The organism is Microbacterium sp. GQ128, from assembly GCF_059758615.1.
In genome coordinates, this window is sequence record NZ_JCAXDY010000002.1 from 358,440 (window position 1) to 375,226 (window position 16,787).

20 protein-coding genes are annotated in these 16,787 nt (G+C 67.8%); 10 read left to right on the forward strand and 10 right to left on the reverse strand.

Features of this window, described 5'->3' with window-relative positions:
* Positions 1-267 precede the first annotated feature (267 nt).
* Complete coding sequence (locus tag AC6CHX_RS07725; RefSeq protein ID WP_498272316.1) at positions 268-1,695, forward strand: CCA tRNA nucleotidyltransferase; 1,428 nt, start codon at positions 268-270, stop codon at positions 1,693-1,695.
* 4 nt (positions 1,696-1,699) lie between these two features.
* On the opposite strand, the gene AC6CHX_RS07730 is transcribed toward AC6CHX_RS07725, so the two are convergent.
* Genes AC6CHX_RS07730 through AC6CHX_RS07740 form a run of 3 tightly spaced genes read right to left on the reverse strand, consistent with a single transcriptional unit; the run spans position 1,700 to position 3,041 of the window.
* Positions 1,700-2,092 carry a PIN domain-containing protein gene (locus tag AC6CHX_RS07730; RefSeq protein ID WP_498272317.1) on the reverse strand — a complete coding sequence of 131 codons (393 nt, stop codon included), beginning with the start codon at positions 2,090-2,092 and terminating at the stop codon, positions 1,700-1,702.
* Positions 2,079-2,426, reverse strand: a complete 348-nt coding sequence (locus tag AC6CHX_RS07735; protein WP_498272318.1) for a FitA-like ribbon-helix-helix domain-containing protein — start codon at positions 2,424-2,426, stop codon at positions 2,079-2,081. The genes AC6CHX_RS07730 and AC6CHX_RS07735 overlap by 14 nt, the downstream gene beginning before the upstream one ends.
* A gap of 45 nt (positions 2,427-2,471) precedes the next feature.
* Entirely contained in the window at positions 2,472-3,041 is a 570-nt protein-coding gene (locus AC6CHX_RS07740) for a dihydrofolate reductase family protein (RefSeq protein WP_498272319.1), read from the reverse strand.
* Positions 3,042-3,110: 69 nt separating this feature from the next.
* On the opposite strand from AC6CHX_RS07740, the gene AC6CHX_RS07745 reads away from it, so the two are divergent.
* From AC6CHX_RS07745 to AC6CHX_RS07765, 5 genes are all read left to right on the forward strand, one after another.
* Positions 3,111-3,677: a TetR/AcrR family transcriptional regulator gene (locus AC6CHX_RS07745; protein ID WP_136042531.1), complete on the forward strand. Its 567-nt coding sequence runs from the start codon at positions 3,111-3,113 to the stop codon at positions 3,675-3,677.
* A 75-nt stretch (positions 3,678-3,752) separates the two neighbouring features.
* Entirely contained in the window at positions 3,753-5,084 is a 1,332-nt protein-coding gene (locus AC6CHX_RS07750) for a GAF domain-containing protein (RefSeq protein ID WP_498272320.1), read from the forward strand.
* A gap of 55 nt (positions 5,085-5,139) precedes the next feature.
* Entirely contained in the window at positions 5,140-6,255 is a 1,116-nt protein-coding gene (locus AC6CHX_RS07755; RefSeq protein ID WP_498272321.1) for an epoxide hydrolase family protein, read from the forward strand.
* Between the two features lie 101 nt (positions 6,256-6,356).
* Complete coding sequence (gene exaC / locus AC6CHX_RS07760; RefSeq protein WP_498272322.1) at positions 6,357-7,907, forward strand: acetaldehyde dehydrogenase ExaC; 1,551 nt, start codon at positions 6,357-6,359, stop codon at positions 7,905-7,907.
* Between the two features lie 65 nt (positions 7,908-7,972).
* Entirely contained in the window at positions 7,973-8,374 is a 402-nt protein-coding gene (locus AC6CHX_RS07765; RefSeq protein WP_498272323.1) for a DUF779 domain-containing protein, read from the forward strand.
* Between the two features lie 135 nt (positions 8,375-8,509).
* On the opposite strand, the gene AC6CHX_RS07770 is transcribed toward AC6CHX_RS07765, so the two are convergent.
* The 7 genes from AC6CHX_RS07770 to AC6CHX_RS07800 form a co-directional block, all read right to left on the reverse strand.
* Positions 8,510-9,223 (reverse strand): DUF3800 domain-containing protein, encoded by a 714-nt coding sequence (locus AC6CHX_RS07770; RefSeq protein WP_498272324.1) that lies wholly within the window; start codon positions 9,221-9,223, stop codon positions 8,510-8,512.
* Between the two features lie 138 nt (positions 9,224-9,361).
* Complete coding sequence (locus AC6CHX_RS07775; protein WP_498272325.1) at positions 9,362-10,117, reverse strand: ABC transporter ATP-binding protein; 756 nt, start codon at positions 10,115-10,117, stop codon at positions 9,362-9,364.
* Positions 10,114-10,911 carry an ATP-binding cassette domain-containing protein gene (locus AC6CHX_RS07780; RefSeq protein WP_498272326.1) on the reverse strand — a complete coding sequence of 266 codons (798 nt, stop codon included), beginning with the start codon at positions 10,909-10,911 and terminating at the stop codon, positions 10,114-10,116. The genes AC6CHX_RS07775 and AC6CHX_RS07780 overlap by 4 nt, the downstream gene beginning before the upstream one ends.
* Positions 10,908-11,768, reverse strand: a complete 861-nt coding sequence (locus AC6CHX_RS07785; RefSeq protein ID WP_498272327.1) for an ABC transporter permease — start codon at positions 11,766-11,768, stop codon at positions 10,908-10,910. The genes AC6CHX_RS07780 and AC6CHX_RS07785 overlap by 4 nt, the downstream gene beginning before the upstream one ends.
* Positions 11,765-12,727 carry an ABC transporter permease gene (locus AC6CHX_RS07790; protein WP_498272328.1) on the reverse strand — a complete coding sequence of 321 codons (963 nt, stop codon included), beginning with the start codon at positions 12,725-12,727 and terminating at the stop codon, positions 11,765-11,767. Before AC6CHX_RS07790 ends, AC6CHX_RS07785 begins: the two co-directional genes overlap by 4 nt.
* A gap of 52 nt (positions 12,728-12,779) precedes the next feature.
* Positions 12,780-14,273 carry an ABC transporter substrate-binding protein gene (locus tag AC6CHX_RS07795; protein WP_498272329.1) on the reverse strand — a complete coding sequence of 498 codons (1,494 nt, stop codon included), beginning with the start codon at positions 14,271-14,273 and terminating at the stop codon, positions 12,780-12,782.
* A 27-nt stretch (positions 14,274-14,300) separates the two neighbouring features.
* Entirely contained in the window at positions 14,301-14,996 is a 696-nt protein-coding gene (locus tag AC6CHX_RS07800) for a DUF1684 domain-containing protein (protein WP_498272330.1), read from the reverse strand.
* 254 nt (positions 14,997-15,250) lie between these two features.
* On the opposite strand from AC6CHX_RS07800, the gene AC6CHX_RS07805 reads away from it, so the two are divergent.
* The 4 genes from AC6CHX_RS07805 (at position 15,251) to AC6CHX_RS07820 (ending at position 16,777) form a co-directional block, all read left to right on the forward strand.
* Positions 15,251-15,442, forward strand: coding sequence for a hypothetical protein (locus tag AC6CHX_RS07805; RefSeq protein WP_498272331.1), 192 nt, complete (start codon positions 15,251-15,253; stop codon positions 15,440-15,442).
* A 134-nt stretch (positions 15,443-15,576) separates the two neighbouring features.
* Complete coding sequence (locus AC6CHX_RS07810) at positions 15,577-15,861, forward strand: type II toxin-antitoxin system TacA family antitoxin (protein WP_498272332.1); 285 nt, start codon at positions 15,577-15,579, stop codon at positions 15,859-15,861.
* Positions 15,854-16,357, forward strand: a complete 504-nt coding sequence (locus tag AC6CHX_RS07815) for a GNAT family N-acetyltransferase (RefSeq protein ID WP_498272333.1) — start codon at positions 15,854-15,856, stop codon at positions 16,355-16,357. The genes AC6CHX_RS07810 and AC6CHX_RS07815 overlap by 8 nt, the downstream gene beginning before the upstream one ends.
* Before the next feature lie 87 nt (positions 16,358-16,444).
* The gene (locus AC6CHX_RS07820) at positions 16,445-16,777 is read left to right on the forward strand and encodes a hypothetical protein (RefSeq protein ID WP_498272334.1); all 333 of its coding nucleotides are present in this window, start codon (positions 16,445-16,447) and stop codon (positions 16,775-16,777) included.
* Positions 16,778-16,787: the final 10 nt, after the last annotated feature.

Genomic DNA, 16,787 nt, shown 5'->3' on the forward strand with positions numbered 1-16,787 from the left:
CTTCGTGGGGGTGGGGTTCCGTGCTCAGCCGCACGGGGCTCCTCCACCCCATCGGTGTCGGATGGCCAGGGTCTGACTTCGGGGCGACGGGGAAGTGAACAGCGCGTCGGTGGGGACGCCGTCCGGGATGGGCGCACAACTTCGGAGATCGCAGCCGACATGCCGACGGAGGAGCGGCAGCAGCCGGCGTGTCGCGGCCGATCTCCGAAGTTGTGCGCAGCAGCAGGCCCCGAATCCCCATCGGCCCACCCGGGTACGCTGGAACCCATGCTCAACATGGCCGACGGCCTTGCCCGTCTTGGCGCGCTCGCCGAGAACCCGGTCGTCCGCACCCTCGCGACGGCGTTCGCGGATGCCGGCTTCGCTCTGGCCGTGGTCGGTGGTCCGGTGCGGGATGCGCTGCTGGGACGGGCGACGCACGACCTCGACTTCACGACGAACGCCTCTCCTGACGAGATCCTCGCCATCGTCACGCCGATCTCGACCGCGCAGTGGGACATCGGCCGCGCGTTCGGCACGATCGGGGCGCGGGTGCAGGGCGAGCAGGTCGAGATCACGACCTACCGCGCCGACAGCTACGACGGCGTGACCCGCAAGCCCACGGTCGAGTTCGGCGACACGATCGACGGCGACCTCGTGCGCCGCGACTTCACCGTCAACTCCATGGCGCTGCAGGTGCCGTCCGTCAAGCTCGTCGACCCGACCGGTGGGGTGGAAGACCTCGTCGCCGGCACCCTGCGCACTCCCGCCGACCCCCGGATCTCGTTCGGCGACGACCCGCTGCGGATGCTGCGGGCAGCCCGCTTCAGCGCTCAACTCGGATTCCGCGTCGAGGAGGCTACGGCCGAGGCGATCGCCGAACTGCGCGAGACCCTCAAGATCGTGAGCCCGGAGCGCATCCAGTCCGAACTCGTGCGTCTCATGCAGACCGACGACCCGGTGCGCGGCATCCGCGTGCTGGTCGACACGGGCCTGATCGACGAGTTCCTTCCCGAGGTCACCGAACTGCGTCTCGAAGTCGACGAGCACCACCACCACAAAGACGTCTACGAGCACTCGCTCACCGTGCTCAGCCAGGCGATCGAGCTCGAGCACTCCCGGCACCCGGGTGCCGCCCCCGATGTGCCGCTGCGCCTCGCCGCGCTGCTGCACGACATCGGCAAGCCGCGCACGCGCAAGCTCGAGCCCGGGGGAGTGGTGACCTTCCACCACCACGACGTCGTCGGATCGCGCATGGCTCGCAAGCGCCTGCAGTCCCTGCGGTTCGACACCGCCACGACGGATGCCGTTGCCACCCTGATCGAACTGCACCTGCGCTTCTTCGGCTATGCCGAGGGAGCGTGGACGGATGCCGCCGTGCGGCGCTACGTGCGCGACGCCGGTGACCTGCTGGAGCGCCTGCACATCCTCACCCGCGCCGATGTGACAACGCGCAACAAGCGCAAGGCCGGTCGCCTCGCGAGCGCGTACGACGACATCGAGTCGCGCATCGCGGCGCTGCGCGAGCAGGAGGAGCTCGACTCCATCCGTCCGGAGATCGACGGCAACCGCATCCAGGAGGTGCTCGGCATCGCGCCCGGCCGTGAGGTGGGCGAGGCGTACAAGTTCCTGCTCGATCTGCGCCTGGACGAGGGTGTTGTCGGCCCCGACGTCGCCGAGCAGCGGCTTCGGGAGTGGTGGACCGCGCGCGGCTGACGCCTCAACGCAGTTCGGGGACGATGATCTCGACTTCGTCGGACACGAGCTCGAAATCCTTCGGGTTGAAAGTGAGGAATGCCGCGCCGAGCGCGTAGGCGTGACCGGCCAGCATGATGTCCGTGCTTCGGGCGTGGGCGGGACGTCTTGTGGCTACGTTCGCCGCGAGTCTGGCATACGAATCGGCGGCGGCGGTGTCGAAGGGCAGCCAGTCGCTGTGGAACATGGTCGTGACCCGAGCGAGGTCCATCTGGCGCTCGCGGCGGACGTCGGGTTCGGTCGCACGCTCGATACCGAATCGAAGTTCTGCGAAAGAGAGCGCGCTCAAGGCGACTTCGTCCGCCGGAAGGCGTACGTACCGGATGCGGATGAGCACATTCGTGTCAAGAAGAATCACGGTTCTCCCACGGGTCACGGATGGACTCGTCGAACAGCGGGTTCTTCCGATCGGCCTCGAGTTCCGCCGCCCATTCCTCCCGCATCTTGTCCTGTTCCGGAGTCGAGGGATTCGCGTCGATCCATGCCATGATCTCGCTCGACGGAACGGACCACCGCCGTGGACGCGGCCCCCGCTGCTCGAGTTGCGCCTCGAGCCCGCTCGCGTCGCCCTTCGCCAACCGGGTCAGCACATCGCGCACCTCGGCCTCCATCGAGCGGGAGTTTCGCCGGGCGCGTTCCTTGAGCGCGACGACGACGTCATCGCTGAGATTGCGGATGGTCACGGTTGCCATGTCTGCCTCCTGACAGCACAATGCTAGCACTCGTCCCGCGTTGCGTCACCCCTCGTGTCGACGCTCCAATTCGGTGAACACGACCCCGCTTTCGTACGCGATGGTCTCGACCGGGTCGAAGCGTTCGGGACGGTACTGGCGGTCACCGAACAGCGGGATTCCCGATCCGAACAGCAGGGGCTGACGCTTCAGCACGAGCCGATCGATCTCGTCGGCGAGCGATGCGGCGAGAGCCCCGCCTCCGCAGAGCCAGATGTCGGCGCCGTCCTCCTGCTTCAGTCGGCGCACGACGTCGACCGGGTTCTCTGGGGTGACCTCGAGGTTCTCGGCCTCGGCGGTCTTCGTGCGACTGAACACGATCTGGCGCAGGTGCGAGTACGGGCTGGGCAGCCCGCCCACCTGGTAGGTGTTCCAGCCCATCAGCACCGTGTCGAACACGTCGCGCTTCTGGGGGATGCCGAGCGCTTCGGCCGCGACGGTGGGGAGTGTGTCGGCGAAGCGGCGATTGATGCCGTCCATGTGGTCGCCCTCGATGAGGAAGGCGTCGAACTCGCCGTTCGGGCCGGCGATGTAGCCGTCGAGGGTGACGGCGGCGTAATACACGAGTTCTCGCATGATTCTCCAATAACTACAGATGTAGCAGTTACAGTACAACAGGTGTAGTGATTGCGCTAGTCTCTTCTCATGGTCAAGAACGATTCACGCCGGAGGACGATCGCGGACGCCGGGCTCACGGTCCTCGCGCGAGAGGGTTCCCGGGGGCTCACCCACCGCGCGGTCGATATCGCCGCGCAGGTTCCGACGGGCACGACCTCGAATTACTTCCGCAGTCGGGATGCGCTGATCGAGGGCCTCGTCGAGCGGATCGGGGAGCGCCTCGCACCCACCCCCGACGATATGGAGCGGCGTGCGACGGCCACGCCCGGCCCTGCTCTGTTCGCCGACTACATCCGCGACATCGTGCGGAGGCTGACCGAGGACCGGGACGTGACGCTGGCCCTGTTCGAACTGCGACTCGAAGGAGGGCGGCGGCCCGAGGTCGCCGCGGTCCTCGGCGCCTGGCAACGGGCCGGCTTCGACGGCGACGTCGCCTTCAACACCGCGGCCGGCCTCCCCGGCGGACGCCGCGAGATCGCCCTGTTCCACTACGCCATTGATGGCTTGCTGCTCGACCGGCTCACCACGCCGATCGATCCGGACACCTCCACCGACGAGGTGATCGACGACCTCGTCGCCGGGCTCATCCGCTGACGGGGCAGGTGTTCCCTCGGGCACGCGCGGCTCGTACACTGAGGCAACGCATGCTCTCGACGATCGGAGACCGCTGTGTCTGCGCCGTGGCAGGTACCCGGCGAGTCGCTTCCGGCGACATCGCGACTGCTCATCGAGCGTGCGCATGAGGAGCTCCTCGCCGGCAACCTCGACGACCGGCGTCTGCAGGAGGTGCGGCCCCTGGTCCGCGAGTCGTGGGAGCGGTCGTGGCGGCGCAGGGTCGGGCCCGAGGCGCCTCCTCCGCTCGAACTGGTCAGCGACGAGCTCGACGAGTACCGCCTCGCCCACCCGCTCGCGTCGGCCATGGACATGATCCGTGCACTGCTGCTGCCCGGCGACACGGAGGACACGGGGGTGATCATCGCGGTGGGGGACCAGGCCGGGCGTCTGCTCTGGATCGAGGGCGATCATCGACTCCGCACGCTCACCGACGACATGGGTTTCGTCGCCGGAGCGAACTGGTCGGAGGATGCCGTCGGCACGAGTGCACCGGGAACCGCTCTCGAACTCGGACAGTCGGTGCAGATCCGCGGCGCCGAGCATTACAACAGGCTCGTGCATCCGTGGTCATGCACGGCCGCGCCGGTGCGCGACCCGGAGACGAAGCGCGTGCTGGGGGTGATCGACATCACCGGCGGTTCGGATGTCGTCTCGCCGCAGGCTCGGCTGCTGGTCGACGCGACCGCCCGTGCCGTGGAGTCGGAGCTGATGGTGGCGCGCCTACGGGAACGGGGCGAGGCGCCCCGGAGCAAGCCCACGACCTCGAAGCCGCGCACGCCGGTGACCGCTCGCGCGACGCTGCATGTGCTCGGCCGCGACCGTGCTCGGCTGGAGACGGAGTCGGAGCACGGCGAATCGGTGATCGAGCTCAGTGCGAGGCACGCCGCCATTCTGCTGATGCTCGCCGTGCATCGTCAGGGCCTCTCCGCAGAGCGGCTGTCCGAGCTCGTCTACGGCCCCTCCGTCTCACCCGATACGCTGCGGCCGGAGATGGTGCGTCTGCGCAAGGTGCTCGAGCGCACGGCCCCGGACCTGGTGCCGGAGTCGCGCCCGTATCGACTGCCCGTCGCGCTCGACACGGATGCGCACGATGTGCTCTCCCTGCTCGACCGCGGAGCTCACCGTGTGGCGCTCACCGCCTATCGGGGACCGGTGCTGCCCGAGTCGACGTCGCCCGGAGTCGAGGACTTCCGCGAATCGGTGCGGGCGGCGCTGCACGAGGCGATGCTGTCCGAGGCCAGCCTCGACGTGCTGCTCTCCTACGCGGAGATCCCCGAGGGCCAGGCTGACGCCGAAGCTCTGCGCCTCGCCCTGGAGATGCTCCCGGCGCGATCGCCGAAGCGCGCGGGAGTGGTCGCCCGCATCGAGCGCCTCGCCGCCGACTGAGCGCTCGCCTCGGACGGAAGCCACTCGTGTCGGTGGCGAGGAGTACCGTGCTCGCATGTCCGAGATCCGGCCGTTCCGACTCCATGTCCCCGACGAAGTGCTCGACGACTTGCGAGCGCGACTCCGAAAGACCAGGATCCTCGAGGACTCTCCGAGGCGGATGCCATCGGGGATGAACGCCCGGTGGCTGCGCGAGCTGGTCGAGACCTGGGCCGACTGGGACTGGAGAGCACGCGAGGAGTGGCTGGCCGGGTTCCCGCAGTTCCTGGTCGACATCGACGGCACCGACATCCATTTCGCTCACGTGAGATCGGAGCGCGCCGATGCGCCGGTGCTGCTGATCATGCACGGCTGGCCGCACACGTTCGCGCTGCAGCTGGACATCACGACGATGCTGCCCGACTTCGACGTCGTCGTGGCGAGTCTGCCGGGATTCGCCTTCTCCGAGCCGTACGCCGACGGACCGATGAGCGAGCGGCGGATCGCCGAGACCATGCATCGGCTCATGACCGATGTGCTCGGCTACGAGGGCTACATCACCTACGGCGAAGACGTCACGGCCAACGTCAGCGACCTCATCGCCGGCGCGTATCCGGGACACGTCGCCGGTATCGTCGCGACGCACGCCCACTTCGGCACGCCCGCCGAGCGGGAGGCGTCGGATGACCCGGAGGTCCGGGCGTTCTTCGCGCGGCTCGAGGCCGAACACGGCCCGAACGGATCGTACGGGCATGTGCAGTGGGCACGCCCCGACACGCTCGCCACCGCTCTCAACGACTCTCCGGCCGGGCTCCTCGCCTGGATCGCCGAGAAGCTGGCCGAGTGGTCGGACACCCCGAGCGACGATCCTGCATCCGTCGAGGCGGTCATCTCGCGCGATCGCATCCTCACCGAGGCGATGATCTACTGGGTCACGCAGAGCATCGCGACCTCTTTCCGCCCCTACTACGAGGGGGCCGACACCCCGGATGCGATCCCGCCGGTCGACGTTCCTGCCGCCGTGTACGTGCAGCGTCACGAGCACGACTACCCCGAGCCGCTCGCCCGGAGCTTCTACAGGGACCTGCGCGTCTTCGAGCGGCTCGATCACGGCGGGCACTTCACCGTGGCAGAAGCACCGGAGCCCATGGCCGAGCGCTTTCGGGCCTTCGCCGCCGCCCTCCGTGAGTGACGCAATATATTGCAACGTTGCGCATCCGGGTGCAACCTCGCACGACCTACCTTCGGAGCACAGCCGCGAACCGAAGCGCGGCTCCGTCGAAGGAGACCCCCATGAGCATCGTCGAAGAAGACGTGTCCCTCGCCTACGCCGCTCCCGGTCAGCCGGGCGCCGTCGCGAACTACCGCCCGCAGTACGGCCACTACATCGGCGGCGAGTTCGTCGCGCCCGTCAAGGGCCAGTACTTCGAGAACGTCAGCCCGGTGAACGGCAAACCCTTCACCGAGGTCGGCCGTGGCACCGCGGAAGACATCGACCGCGCGGTCGACGTCGCCTGGAAAGCCTTTGCGAGCTGGGGCAAGACCAGCCCGGCGGAGCGATCGGTGATCCTCAACCGCATCGCCGACCGCATCGAGCAGCACCTCGAGGAGATCGCGGTCGCCGAGACCTGGGAGAACGGCAAGCCCGTGCGCGAGACGCTCGCCGCCGACATCCCGCTCGCCGTCGACCACTTCCGCTACTTCGCCGGGGTGCTCCGCGCGCAGGAGGGCGGCATCAGCCAGCTGGATGAGAACACCGTCGCGTACCACTTCCACGAACCGCTCGGCGTGGTCGGACAGATCATCCCGTGGAACTTCCCGATCCTGATGGCGGTGTGGAAGCTGGCGCCGGCGCTCGCCGCGGGCAACTGCGTGGTGATCAAGCCGGCCGAGCAGACCCCGGCATCACTCCTCTTCCTGTTCGACATCATCGGCGACCTGCTGCCCGCCGGTGTCGTGAACATCGTCAACGGGTTCGGCATCGAGGCGGGCGCTCCGCTCGCGCAGCACAAGCGCATCCGCAAGGTCGCCTTCACGGGAGAGACCACGACCGGGCGGCTCATCATGCAGTACGCCTCGCAGAACCTCATCCCCGTGACTCTCGAGCTCGGAGGCAAGAGCCCGAACGTGTTCTTCGAAGACGTCGCGCGCTCGACGAGCGACCCGTTCTACGACAAGGCGCTCGAGGGCTTCACGATGTTCGCGCTGAACCAGGGCGAGGTCTGCACCTGCCCGTCGCGCGCACTGATCCAGCGGTCGATCTACGACGGCTTCCTCGCCGACGGGCTGGAGCGGGTCGGCAAGGTCGTTCAGGGCAACCCGCTCGACCCGGCGACCATGATCGGGGCGCAGGCCTCGAACGATCAGCTGGAGAAGATCCTCAGCTACATCGACATCGGCAAGCAGGGCGGGGCGCGGCTGTTGACCGGCGGTGAGCGCGTGGACCTCGGCGGCGACCTCAGCGAAGGTTTCTACGTCACCCCGACCGTGTTCGAGGGCACGAACGACATGCGCATCTTCCAGGAGGAGATCTTCGGGCCCGTGCTGTCGGTCACCTCGTTCGACGGCTTCGACGATGCGATCTCCATCGCCAACGACACCCTCTACGGGCTCGGGGCCGGAGTCTGGAGCCGCAGCGGCGACACCGCCTACCGTGCAGGACGGGCGATCGAGGCCGGACGCGTCTGGACGAACACGTACCACCAGTACCCGGCACACGCCGCGTTCGGAGGGTACAAGCAGTCGGGCGTGGGCCGCGAGAACCACAAGATGATGCTCGACCACTACCAGCAGACGAAGAACCTCCTCGTCTCGTACGCCGAAGGCCCGATGGGCTTCTTCTGAGCTCGGGCCTCTCCGGGCGGGCGCCACGGCGTCCGCCCGGATCATCCGCACGAAAGGTCGGGATCATGGTCAGCATCGGCACCTACCAGCGCGTCGACGTGACGGATGCCGCGGCATCCCTCGTCCGTGATCTCACCGTGCAGCACGGTCCGCTCATGTTCCACCAGTCGGGTGGATGCTGCGACGGGTCCGCACCCATGTGCTTCCCGGTCGGCATGTACCTCACCGGTCCGGGCGACGTGCTGCTCGGGCGACTCGACGTCGGGCTGGAAACACCCGTCGAGGTCTACATGTCCGAGTCGCAGTTCGAGTACTGGAAGTACACGCACCTCACGATCGACGTGGTGCCGGGGCGGGGCGCCGGCTTCTCGGTCGAGGGACCGACCGGGATGCGGTTCCTGATCCGCTCCCGGATGCTGAACGATGCGGAGCTGGCGTACTTCGGGTTGGCGTCCTCGGAGAGCTGAGCGACGTATGGCCTGAAGCTTGAGGCCACGTGTTCCGGAATGCAAGCTGGCTGAGCCGACGAGCGACGCTCAGGCTGCGTAGAATGTAGATGCAGGCCCGCCCCACTCTCGTGGATAAGCGGGTCTTGCTGCTTGTCAGGCCAGTTCGATCGGATCCCCGAGCGGATTCAAGTCCCTGAGGTAGTGGTCGTACCAGGTCCACGCAAACTCGTTGCCCGCATGAGGGTTCAGATGGGTGAATCCCGACCAGGCCACGATGTCCGCGATCTGAGTCCATTGAGATCGCCGCGAGCTGTGGAACATCGGATCCTCGATGATCCGACGTGTGGAAAGGCTCAGCGCCCGGTGCGCGCTGTAGTAGATGGGATCGGAGCCATCCCCATCCATTCCGACTATCCCGTATTCGCGGGACCTGTGTAGTTGGGAATCCCAGAGAGCGACGAGCGACGAGTAGACCGCTTCACGGTCGCGGTTGATCTGCTTGTTCCGGAGAGAGGACTTTCTGAAGCACACTCCGATCTCGATGTGCGGGCACTCCCGTACTGCTTCGAGACAGCGCACCGCCACTTCGCGTCCGAGAGGCTTCCAGAGAGTTTCCCCTCCCCTGACGAAACGAGAGGGCGGCGCCGTCGAGACGTGGCCGCGTCCGTTGACGAGCGCAGTCATGTGCAATTCCTGTGCGGTCGGAATTCCGTAGTCTGCGACAAGTCGCTTCCGAAACGTGAGCCAGTGAGTGAGCACCGCATCCCAGTCCGCGACCGCGAGCTCGATCCAGCCGTAGACGATCCATCCCTCCTCGAGGTTTCCGGAGTCGTCTGCGTAGAACATGTGAGAGATCGGCCCGGCCACTCCGACACCGTATTCCCGGCACGCCCGGCGATGAATCGTCGAGCGAGAGGCAGTGGACGAAACATCGGAATACGATTCCTGATGCAGGTAGCCGCGGACCCGCGGCTCCACCCTGCCTTCGTCTGAGCCGGGGGACGATCAGCGCGGCAGTCGTGGAACCGCGTCGACCAGCGCCCGGGTGTAAGAGTCCTGGGGGTCGTGGAGCACATCCGTCGTCGCGCCCTGCTCGACGACGCGGCCGTCCTGCAGCACGACCGTGCGGTCGCATGCTGCGGCGATCGCGGTCAGGTCGTGCGACACCATCACGAGCGACAGACCGTTCTCGCGGCGCAGTCGGTCGAGCAGCTCGAGCACCTGCACCCGGGTCGTGACATCGAGAGCGCTGACCGGCTCATCGGCCAGGAGCACTCGGGGGCGCGACACCACGGCCCGCGCGATCGCGATGCGCTGACGCTGTCCGCCGGAGAACTCATGCGGGTACCGGCGCGCGGTGTCGGCGGGGAGGCCGACCGAATCGAGGGCTTCCGCGATGCGGCGCTGGGCGTCGGCACCGGATGCCAGTCCCAGCGAGCGGAGCGGCTCGCCGATGATCCGGTCGATGCGCTGCCGGGGGTCGAGCGACGAATACGGATCCTGGAAGACCGGCTGCACGCTCGCGCGGAACCGCCGCATCTGGGCGCGGTCGCGCAGCGACAGGGGCGCGCCGTCGAACAGCACCTGGCCATCACGCGGTGCGGCGAGCCCGAGCATCAGCCGCAGGATCGTCGACTTGCCCGCACCCGACTCGCCCACGAGGCCGAGCGAGTCGCCGTCGGAGAGGCTCAGCGACACGTCGTCCAGCACCCGGTGAGAGCCGTAGGCGAAGCCGGCGCCCCGCAGCTCGAGGATCGTCATCGCGTGCCCTCCCCGGCGTCGAGGTAGGCATCGAGAGCGCGGGCGCTGTCGACCAGCATCCGTGTGTACGGCTCGGCCGGCTCCCTCAGCACCTGCGCCACCGGCCCTGTCTCGACGACACCTCCGTCGCGCAGCACCACGATGCGATCGACCATGCGCGAGACCACGGCCAGGTCGTGGCTGATGAACAGCAGCGCCATGCCCCGTTCGGCGATCAGTCGCTCCAGCAGCGCGAGCACACCGTCCTGCACCGTCACGTCGAGCGCCGTCGTCGGCTCGTCGGCGATGAGCAGCTGCGGTTCGGCGGCGAGGGCGATCGCGATCGCCACCCGCTGACGCTGACCACCCGACAGCTCGTGCGGGTAGGCGCGGGCGATGCGGGGATCGGTGAGGGCGACCTCCTCGAGCGCCGCCGCGACAGCCGCGCGCAGTTCGGCACCCCGCAGGCCGCGATGCCGGCGCAGCGGCGCGGCGACCTGCCGGCCCACCCGCATCAGCGGGTCGAGCGCGGTCAGCGGCTCCTGGAACACGCTCTGCGCGACGGGTCCGCGCAACGGCCGAAGGTCGGCATCCCGAGCGCCGACGACCTGATGCCCGCTGAGCAGCACCGAGCCCGACGCGACGAGGGCGTCCGGCAGCAGCCCGGTGACCGCGAGCGAGGTGAGCGACTTGCCGGAGCCGGACTCGCCGATCAGCCCCAGGCGCTCGCCGGGCGCGAGCGAGAACGACACGTCTCGCACGAGCACACCGGAGGCCGAGCGCACCGTGAGGCCGGCGACATCGAGAAGACTCATCGGCTCCTCCTGCGGGTCGGGTCGGCGAGGTCGCGCAGACCGTCGGCGAGGAAGTTCACGCCGAGCACGAGCGCGATGATCGCGACACCGGGTGCGATCGCGCCGACGGGAGCCGTGAGCACGGTGCCCTGCGCCTCCTGCAGCATCCGTCCCCACGACGCGTTGGGCGGCGGTGCGCCGAGGCCCAGGTACGAGAGGCTCGCCTCGGCGAGCACGGCAGCGCCGAACTGCAGCGCGAGGCTCACGGCGAGCGTCGGCGCGATGTTCGGCAGCACATGCTGGAACACGATGCCGAGCACGCCGGTGCCGCTGGTGCGGGCGGCCGTGACGAACTGCTCCTGCAGCACGCGACGCGCGAGGATGCGGGTGAGCCGCGCGACCACCGCCGACATCGCCAGCCCGATCGCGAGCACCGCCGACCACAGCGAGGCCCCCTGGACCGCGACGACCAGCATCGCGAGCAACAGCACCGGGAACGCGATCACGACGTCGAGTCCGGCTGAGAGCGTGTCGTCGACCCACGGCCGGGCGAACGCGGCGAGGAGACCGACGATCGTGCCGAGGACGGCGGCGATCGCGACTGAGCAGCTTCCGACGATGAGAGCGATCCGCGCGCCCCACATCAGCTGCGAGAGCAGGTCGCGGCCGAGTCGATCGGTGCCGAGCAGGTGCAGCGCGCTCGGGCCCTCCAGGCGGCTGCCGCTCGTGTCGGCGAGCGGATACGGGAGCCAGAACAGGGAGACCAGGGCGATCAGCACGATGACGCCGGTGAGCACGATCCCGATGAGCAGCGTCGCCTTCGGGCGCCTCCGCGCGGGCACGGATCCGGTGATCAGCTGTTCAGCGACGCGGCTCATCGGTTCCCCGAGACGCTCGTGCGCAGGCGCGGATCGATCAGTCGCTGCACGATGTCGGCGGCGAATCCGACGAGCAGCACGAAGAGGGTGCTGACGACGAGAACGCCCTGGATGACCTGGAAGTCGTGCTGCTCGATCGCCGACAGCAGCAGGCTGCCGAGACCGGGGAGCGTGAACACGCTCTCGACGACGACCGCGCCGAGCAGGGTCGTCGACAACTCGATGCCGAGGACCGCGACGACCGGCACCGCGCCGTTGCGCACACCATGACGCAGCAGCGCCTCACCCATGCCGGAGCCTCCGGCGCGAGCGGTGCGCAGATAGTCGCTGCCGAGCACGTCGAGCGTGGCGGAGCGCACGTAGCGGCTGAGGGAGGCGCTCATGACGATCACGATCGTGGTGATCGGCAGGGCGAGTGATCGCAGCGCGTCGGCGGGGTCCTCCCAGTCGTCACGGGGGAAGCCCCCGGAGGGCAGTGCGCCGAGCCCGAGCGCGAACACCCAGACGAGCACGACGCCGACCCAGAACACCGGGACGGCGACGCCGAGCTGCGCGAAGCCGGAGAGGGCGATGCCGTACCAGCGGTCGGACTTCACGGCGGCGGTGATGCCGATCACGAGGGAGACCAGGAGGGCGATCGTGAACGCGATGAGCGTGAGCGGAAGCGTCACGGCGAGGCGGTCGACGATGTCGGGTCCGACCGGGCGTGAGCTCAGGAACGACTCGCCGAGGTGGAAGCGGAGCAGCTGCCCCGCCCAGGTCGTGAACTGCTGCAGCAGCGGCTGGTCGGAGCCGACCTGCGCGCGGGCGGCGGCGATCTGCTCGGGGGTCGCATTCACCGAGAGCAGGGCGTTCGCCGGGTCGCCGGGCAGCAGCCGCAGCAGCACGAAGATCGCGATCATCGCGACGACGAGCGACACCACGAGGAAGGCGAGACGGCGGATCAGGTAAGCGAGCATGACTGTTCAGGATGACGAGGGGGATGCCGACGCGCGGCATCCCCCTCGCGCGTCAGGACTTGACGATGTCGTAGGCGAAGAACTGGGAGTTCAGGCCGTTGACCGGGTATCCGCTGAGGTCACTCGAGGCGACCACGATCTGCGGGTAGAGGTACAACCATACGCTCGCCGCGTCCTCGGCGATCTTCTCGTTGACCTGCTTCAGCAGGGCCGTCTGCTCGTCGGTCGTGGTGGCCTGTTCGGCGTCGGCGACCCACTTCTGCACGTCGGCGTCGGAGTAGCCCCAGTAGAAGTCGGGGTTGCCGTACCAGACCACGTCACGGTCGTTCACGTGCTCCTGGAGGGTGGCCTCGAAGTCCTGCTCCTTGAAGACCTTCGTGTACCACTCGTCGGCGCTGATCGTGTTGATCTCGACCGTGATGCCGACCTCGGCGAGCTGCGACTGCAGGAACTCCGCGACGGCGGGGTGCGGGTCGTAGCTCGGGGTGTCGAGCGTGAACGTGAATCCGTCGGCGTAGCCGGCCTGCGCGAGCAGGTCCTTCGACAGCTCGACGTCGTACGGGTTCACCTTCGTGAGGTCCTCGTACCAGGGGTCGGTCGGAGGCACCATCGAGCCGATCAGCGTGCCGTAATCGCCCCAGATGGACTCGAGGAGCTTCTGGGTGTCGATCGCCGAGTAGATCGCCTTGCGCACGAGCGCGTCGTCGAAGGGGGCGACGCGGTCGTTGAACGCGAGCAGCTCCTTCGTGGTCGAGGTGCCCTCGCTCACGACGTAGTCGTCGGAGTCGAACTGCGAGAGGGAGTCAGGGCTCTGCACGCTCGTGATCACGTCGATCTCACCCGTGAGGAGGGCGTTGTTCTCCGCCGTCGCGTCGGTGAAGTACGTGTAGACGACCTCGCCGTTCTGGGCGGGCTCGCCCCAGTAGTCGTCCCAGCGCTCGAGGGTGAGGGTCGAGCCCTTCTTCCACTCGTCGAGCGTGTACGGGCCGGTGCCGTCTTCGGCGCTGGTGATGTCGCCGGCCTCGTCGTTCACGATCCACACGTAGCTGAGGTTGTAGAGGAACGAGATCGAGCGCTGCGACAGCGTGAACACGACCGTGGTGTCGTCCGGCGTGGCGATGTCGGAGATCACTCCGAAGCTCGACTTGCGCGCCGAGACCGAGTCCTCGGCGGTGACGGCCTCGACGCTCGACTTCACGTCGGCGGAGGTGAGCGGGTCGCCCGAGTGGAAGGTCACGTCGTCGCGCAGCGTGATCGTGTAGGTCAGGCCGTCGTCGGACACCTCGGCGTCTTCGGCGAGGAGGGGCTCGACCTCGCCGTCATCCGTGAGCCGGTACAGGCCCTCGTAGACGTTGCCGGTGAGGGCTTCGGTCACGCCCTGGCCGCCGCCCTGGGTGTTGCTCAGGTTGGTGGGCTCGTACAGCGAACCGATGAAGATGGTGGCGTCTTCGCTCGGGGCGTCGTCGGTCGTGCCCGACGCGCAGCCGGCCACGAGGGCGAGCGTGGCGACGGCGCCGAGCGCGCCGAGGATGCGAGTTCTTCTCATGGGTACTCCAGGGTGAGAGTGCGCGGCTCAGGCCGCGTAGATGTCGAAGCCGTCGCGGAAGACGACGTTCTTCTCGCCTGCTCGGATAGGCAGGGGGAAGCGGTTGGATGCCGGCGGCAGCGGGCAGTTGTACTGGGCGCTGAATCCGCAGGGCGGCACGAACGCGCGGTTGAAGTCGAGGGTGACGGAGCCCTCGTCGTCGCGCAGCTGGACGAACAGGAAGCGACCGGACCCGTAGCTCTCCGAGCCGTTCGTCTCGTCGCCGAAGACGAGCAGCAGCGTGCCGCCGTCGTCGAACGCGGCGAGGTCGTACTCGCGGCCGTCGAGCTCGAGGCGGATGTCGCCGGGAACGACGAGGTCGCGGGTGCCGCCGTTGTCGCGGATGTGCTCGAACGAGACCCGGCGCTCACCGGACACGGGGGTGAAGTGGCCCTCGAGCACCCACACCGGGTCGTACTCGTACGTGTCGATGCGATCGAAGGCACGGATGGCGGGGGCATCGGCATCCCAGACCCGCAGGCCGTGCTCCGCCTGGCCGGTCTCGATGTCCGTGCGCTGGATCGGCGTCACGGTCTCGGTGGGGGAGGCGGCGCGCTGCGCGGCATCCAGGTCGGGGGCATCGCCGGTCCAGCGCGTCTCGACCAGGGCGAGGTTGCCGGTGGCAGACGTGACGGAGGCGCGGCGCTCGGCCTGCCACTGGGTGTGCTCTTCGCGTTCAGACATCACTTTCGATTCTCCTGCATGGAGAACGCGGCGGGGCCGGGTGCGTCACTCGAGGTAACGCGGTCAGCCTGCCGTCGTGATCTCGGCATCCACCGCCGCGCGCAGCCACGGTTCGTCATTGCGGTCGGATTATCACGTAGCGTTATAGCTCGTGACTCTGTGTCCTGGAGTCTGCTGGGCAACGGAAGAGCACCATGCATATCCGGAATGTCTGATGGGTACTTCACATGCTGACGATGGAGAGGAGTGAAGCCGTGACAGCAGAACGTAAGCGCGTTCGCGCGCAGTCGCTTGGTCGTGCGTTGGCCGGCTGGATCTTCGTTTTCCTCGCCGCGTGCATGGCGTTTGGTGCAGCCGCTACCGCAGTCGATGAGGGGTGGCGGATCTTCTTGTTCATCGATGGCGTCGTACTGGTTTTGGGACTTGTCGTTCTCATGTCGATGTAGATGCTTCGCCGACGTCGCGCGGTAGCGCAGGCGTGACGCGCTCTGGGCCGGTCTCGTCACTCGGGGTAACGAGCGCCGCCGCTCAGTCGCACAGGGGAAAGCGATGTACGGCGATCTGCCGTACACTCGATCACATGAGCACCTCGACTTCTCCGCTGAAGAGCGCCCGTCTGGAGTTCCGAGTCACGGCGGATCAGAAGGAGGCGATCGAGCAGGCAGCTGCGATCGAAGGCCGCACCGTGACCGACTTCTCGTCGTCAGTCCTCGTGGAGCGGGCGCAGGAGGTCATCGAGCGTGAACGCCGATTGCTCGTCGATGCCGTGCGGTTCGACGCCTTCATCGAGGTCATGGACCGTCCACCCCGCACTGTCGAGGGCCTGCGGGAGCTGCTGAGACGCGAATCCGTCTTCGTTGACTGAGTTCCTGACGCCGCGGCCCCTTGCGGCCGGCGACAAGCTGTCCGACTTCCGTTGCGGTGAGGAGAGTCTCGACATCTGGCTGCGAGGTCGGGCCCGCTCGAATGAGAAGAACGGTGCCTCGCGCACCATGGTCTCGGTCACGCGGGAGGGGAGAGTCGCAGGGTATTACTGCCTGGCCTCCAGTGCCATCGATCGCGGCGATGGGCCGCCACCACTGGCGGTCGGCATGCCCGGGTCTGTTCCCGTCGTGCTGCTCGGCCGCTTGGCCGTGGACCGGGAGTACTCGGGTCGCGGCTTGGGATTCTCGCTTCTGCAGCACGCGACGATGCGGGCGCTCGAAGCCGCAGACGCCATCGGCGTGCGCGCGATCCTCGTGCACGCGATCAACGACGAGATCGTCCCGTTCTACGAGCGGTTCGGCTTCACGACCTTCCCTGATGCGCGTCGCACCCTCTTCCTCCTGGTGAACGACGCCCGCGCGACCCTCGCGCTGTGACGGGGCTGTCGAGTCCCCCGGAGTGACGCACTCGGATGCTTACGCGAACGGGAGTCTCGTACTCTGACACGAACCGTGAGGAGAGAAATGGACGACCAGCGCCGCAACCGGAGCCTGCCGGGCGACCACGTCATGTGGATCCACGTCTTCGTGTCGGTGGTGGCTGCGCTGTTCATCTTCATGAGGATTCTCGAGATCGCTGGGTGCACGGCTCGCTGCGACTATCCCGCAATAGGCTCGTCCACTCACGCGTTCTGGTGGACGGATCTCTCGCTCTTCATCGTCGCCGCAGGCTCCTACGGTTACTTCAGGTCTCGAATCCGAAGGTCCTGGATCATCCCGACGAGTGGCGTCGCCCTCACGCTGATCGCGTTCGTCGTCGCCAACATCGCGCTGAGCGCCGCATTGGGCCAGTTGTAGGGCGAGAGGC

Excerpts from the sequence above, each read along its gene's own strand:
- AC6CHX_RS07725 (WP_498272316.1), top strand. The coding sequence starts at position 268 with ATGCTCAACATGGCCGACGGCCTTGCCCGTCTTGGCGCGCTCGCCGAG.
- AC6CHX_RS07735 (WP_498272318.1), bottom strand. The coding sequence starts at position 2,426 with ATGGCAACCGTGACCATCCGCAATCTCAGCGATGACGTCGTCGTCGCG.
- AC6CHX_RS07740 (WP_498272319.1), bottom strand. The coding sequence starts at position 3,041 with ATGCGAGAACTCGTGTATTACGCCGCCGTCACCCTCGACGGCTACATC.
- AC6CHX_RS07745 (WP_136042531.1), top strand. The coding sequence starts at position 3,111 with ATGGTCAAGAACGATTCACGCCGGAGGACGATCGCGGACGCCGGGCTC.
- AC6CHX_RS07755 (WP_498272321.1), top strand. The coding sequence starts at position 5,140 with ATGTCCGAGATCCGGCCGTTCCGACTCCATGTCCCCGACGAAGTGCTC.
- exaC (WP_498272322.1), top strand. The coding sequence starts at position 6,357 with ATGAGCATCGTCGAAGAAGACGTGTCCCTCGCCTACGCCGCTCCCGGT.
- AC6CHX_RS07765 (WP_498272323.1), top strand. The coding sequence starts at position 7,973 with ATGGTCAGCATCGGCACCTACCAGCGCGTCGACGTGACGGATGCCGCG.
- AC6CHX_RS07775 (WP_498272325.1), bottom strand. The coding sequence starts at position 10,117 with ATGACGATCCTCGAGCTGCGGGGCGCCGGCTTCGCCTACGGCTCTCAC.
- AC6CHX_RS07780 (WP_498272326.1), bottom strand. The coding sequence starts at position 10,911 with ATGAGTCTTCTCGATGTCGCCGGCCTCACGGTGCGCTCGGCCTCCGGT.
- AC6CHX_RS07785 (WP_498272327.1), bottom strand. The coding sequence starts at position 11,768 with ATGAGCCGCGTCGCTGAACAGCTGATCACCGGATCCGTGCCCGCGCGG.
- AC6CHX_RS07790 (WP_498272328.1), bottom strand. The coding sequence starts at position 12,727 with ATGCTCGCTTACCTGATCCGCCGTCTCGCCTTCCTCGTGGTGTCGCTC.
- AC6CHX_RS07795 (WP_498272329.1), bottom strand. The coding sequence starts at position 14,273 with ATGAGAAGAACTCGCATCCTCGGCGCGCTCGGCGCCGTCGCCACGCTC.
- AC6CHX_RS07800 (WP_498272330.1), bottom strand. The coding sequence starts at position 14,996 with ATGTCTGAACGCGAAGAGCACACCCAGTGGCAGGCCGAGCGCCGCGCC.
- AC6CHX_RS07810 (WP_498272332.1), top strand. The coding sequence starts at position 15,577 with ATGAGCACCTCGACTTCTCCGCTGAAGAGCGCCCGTCTGGAGTTCCGA.
- AC6CHX_RS07820 (WP_498272334.1), top strand. The coding sequence starts at position 16,445 with ATGGACGACCAGCGCCGCAACCGGAGCCTGCCGGGCGACCACGTCATG.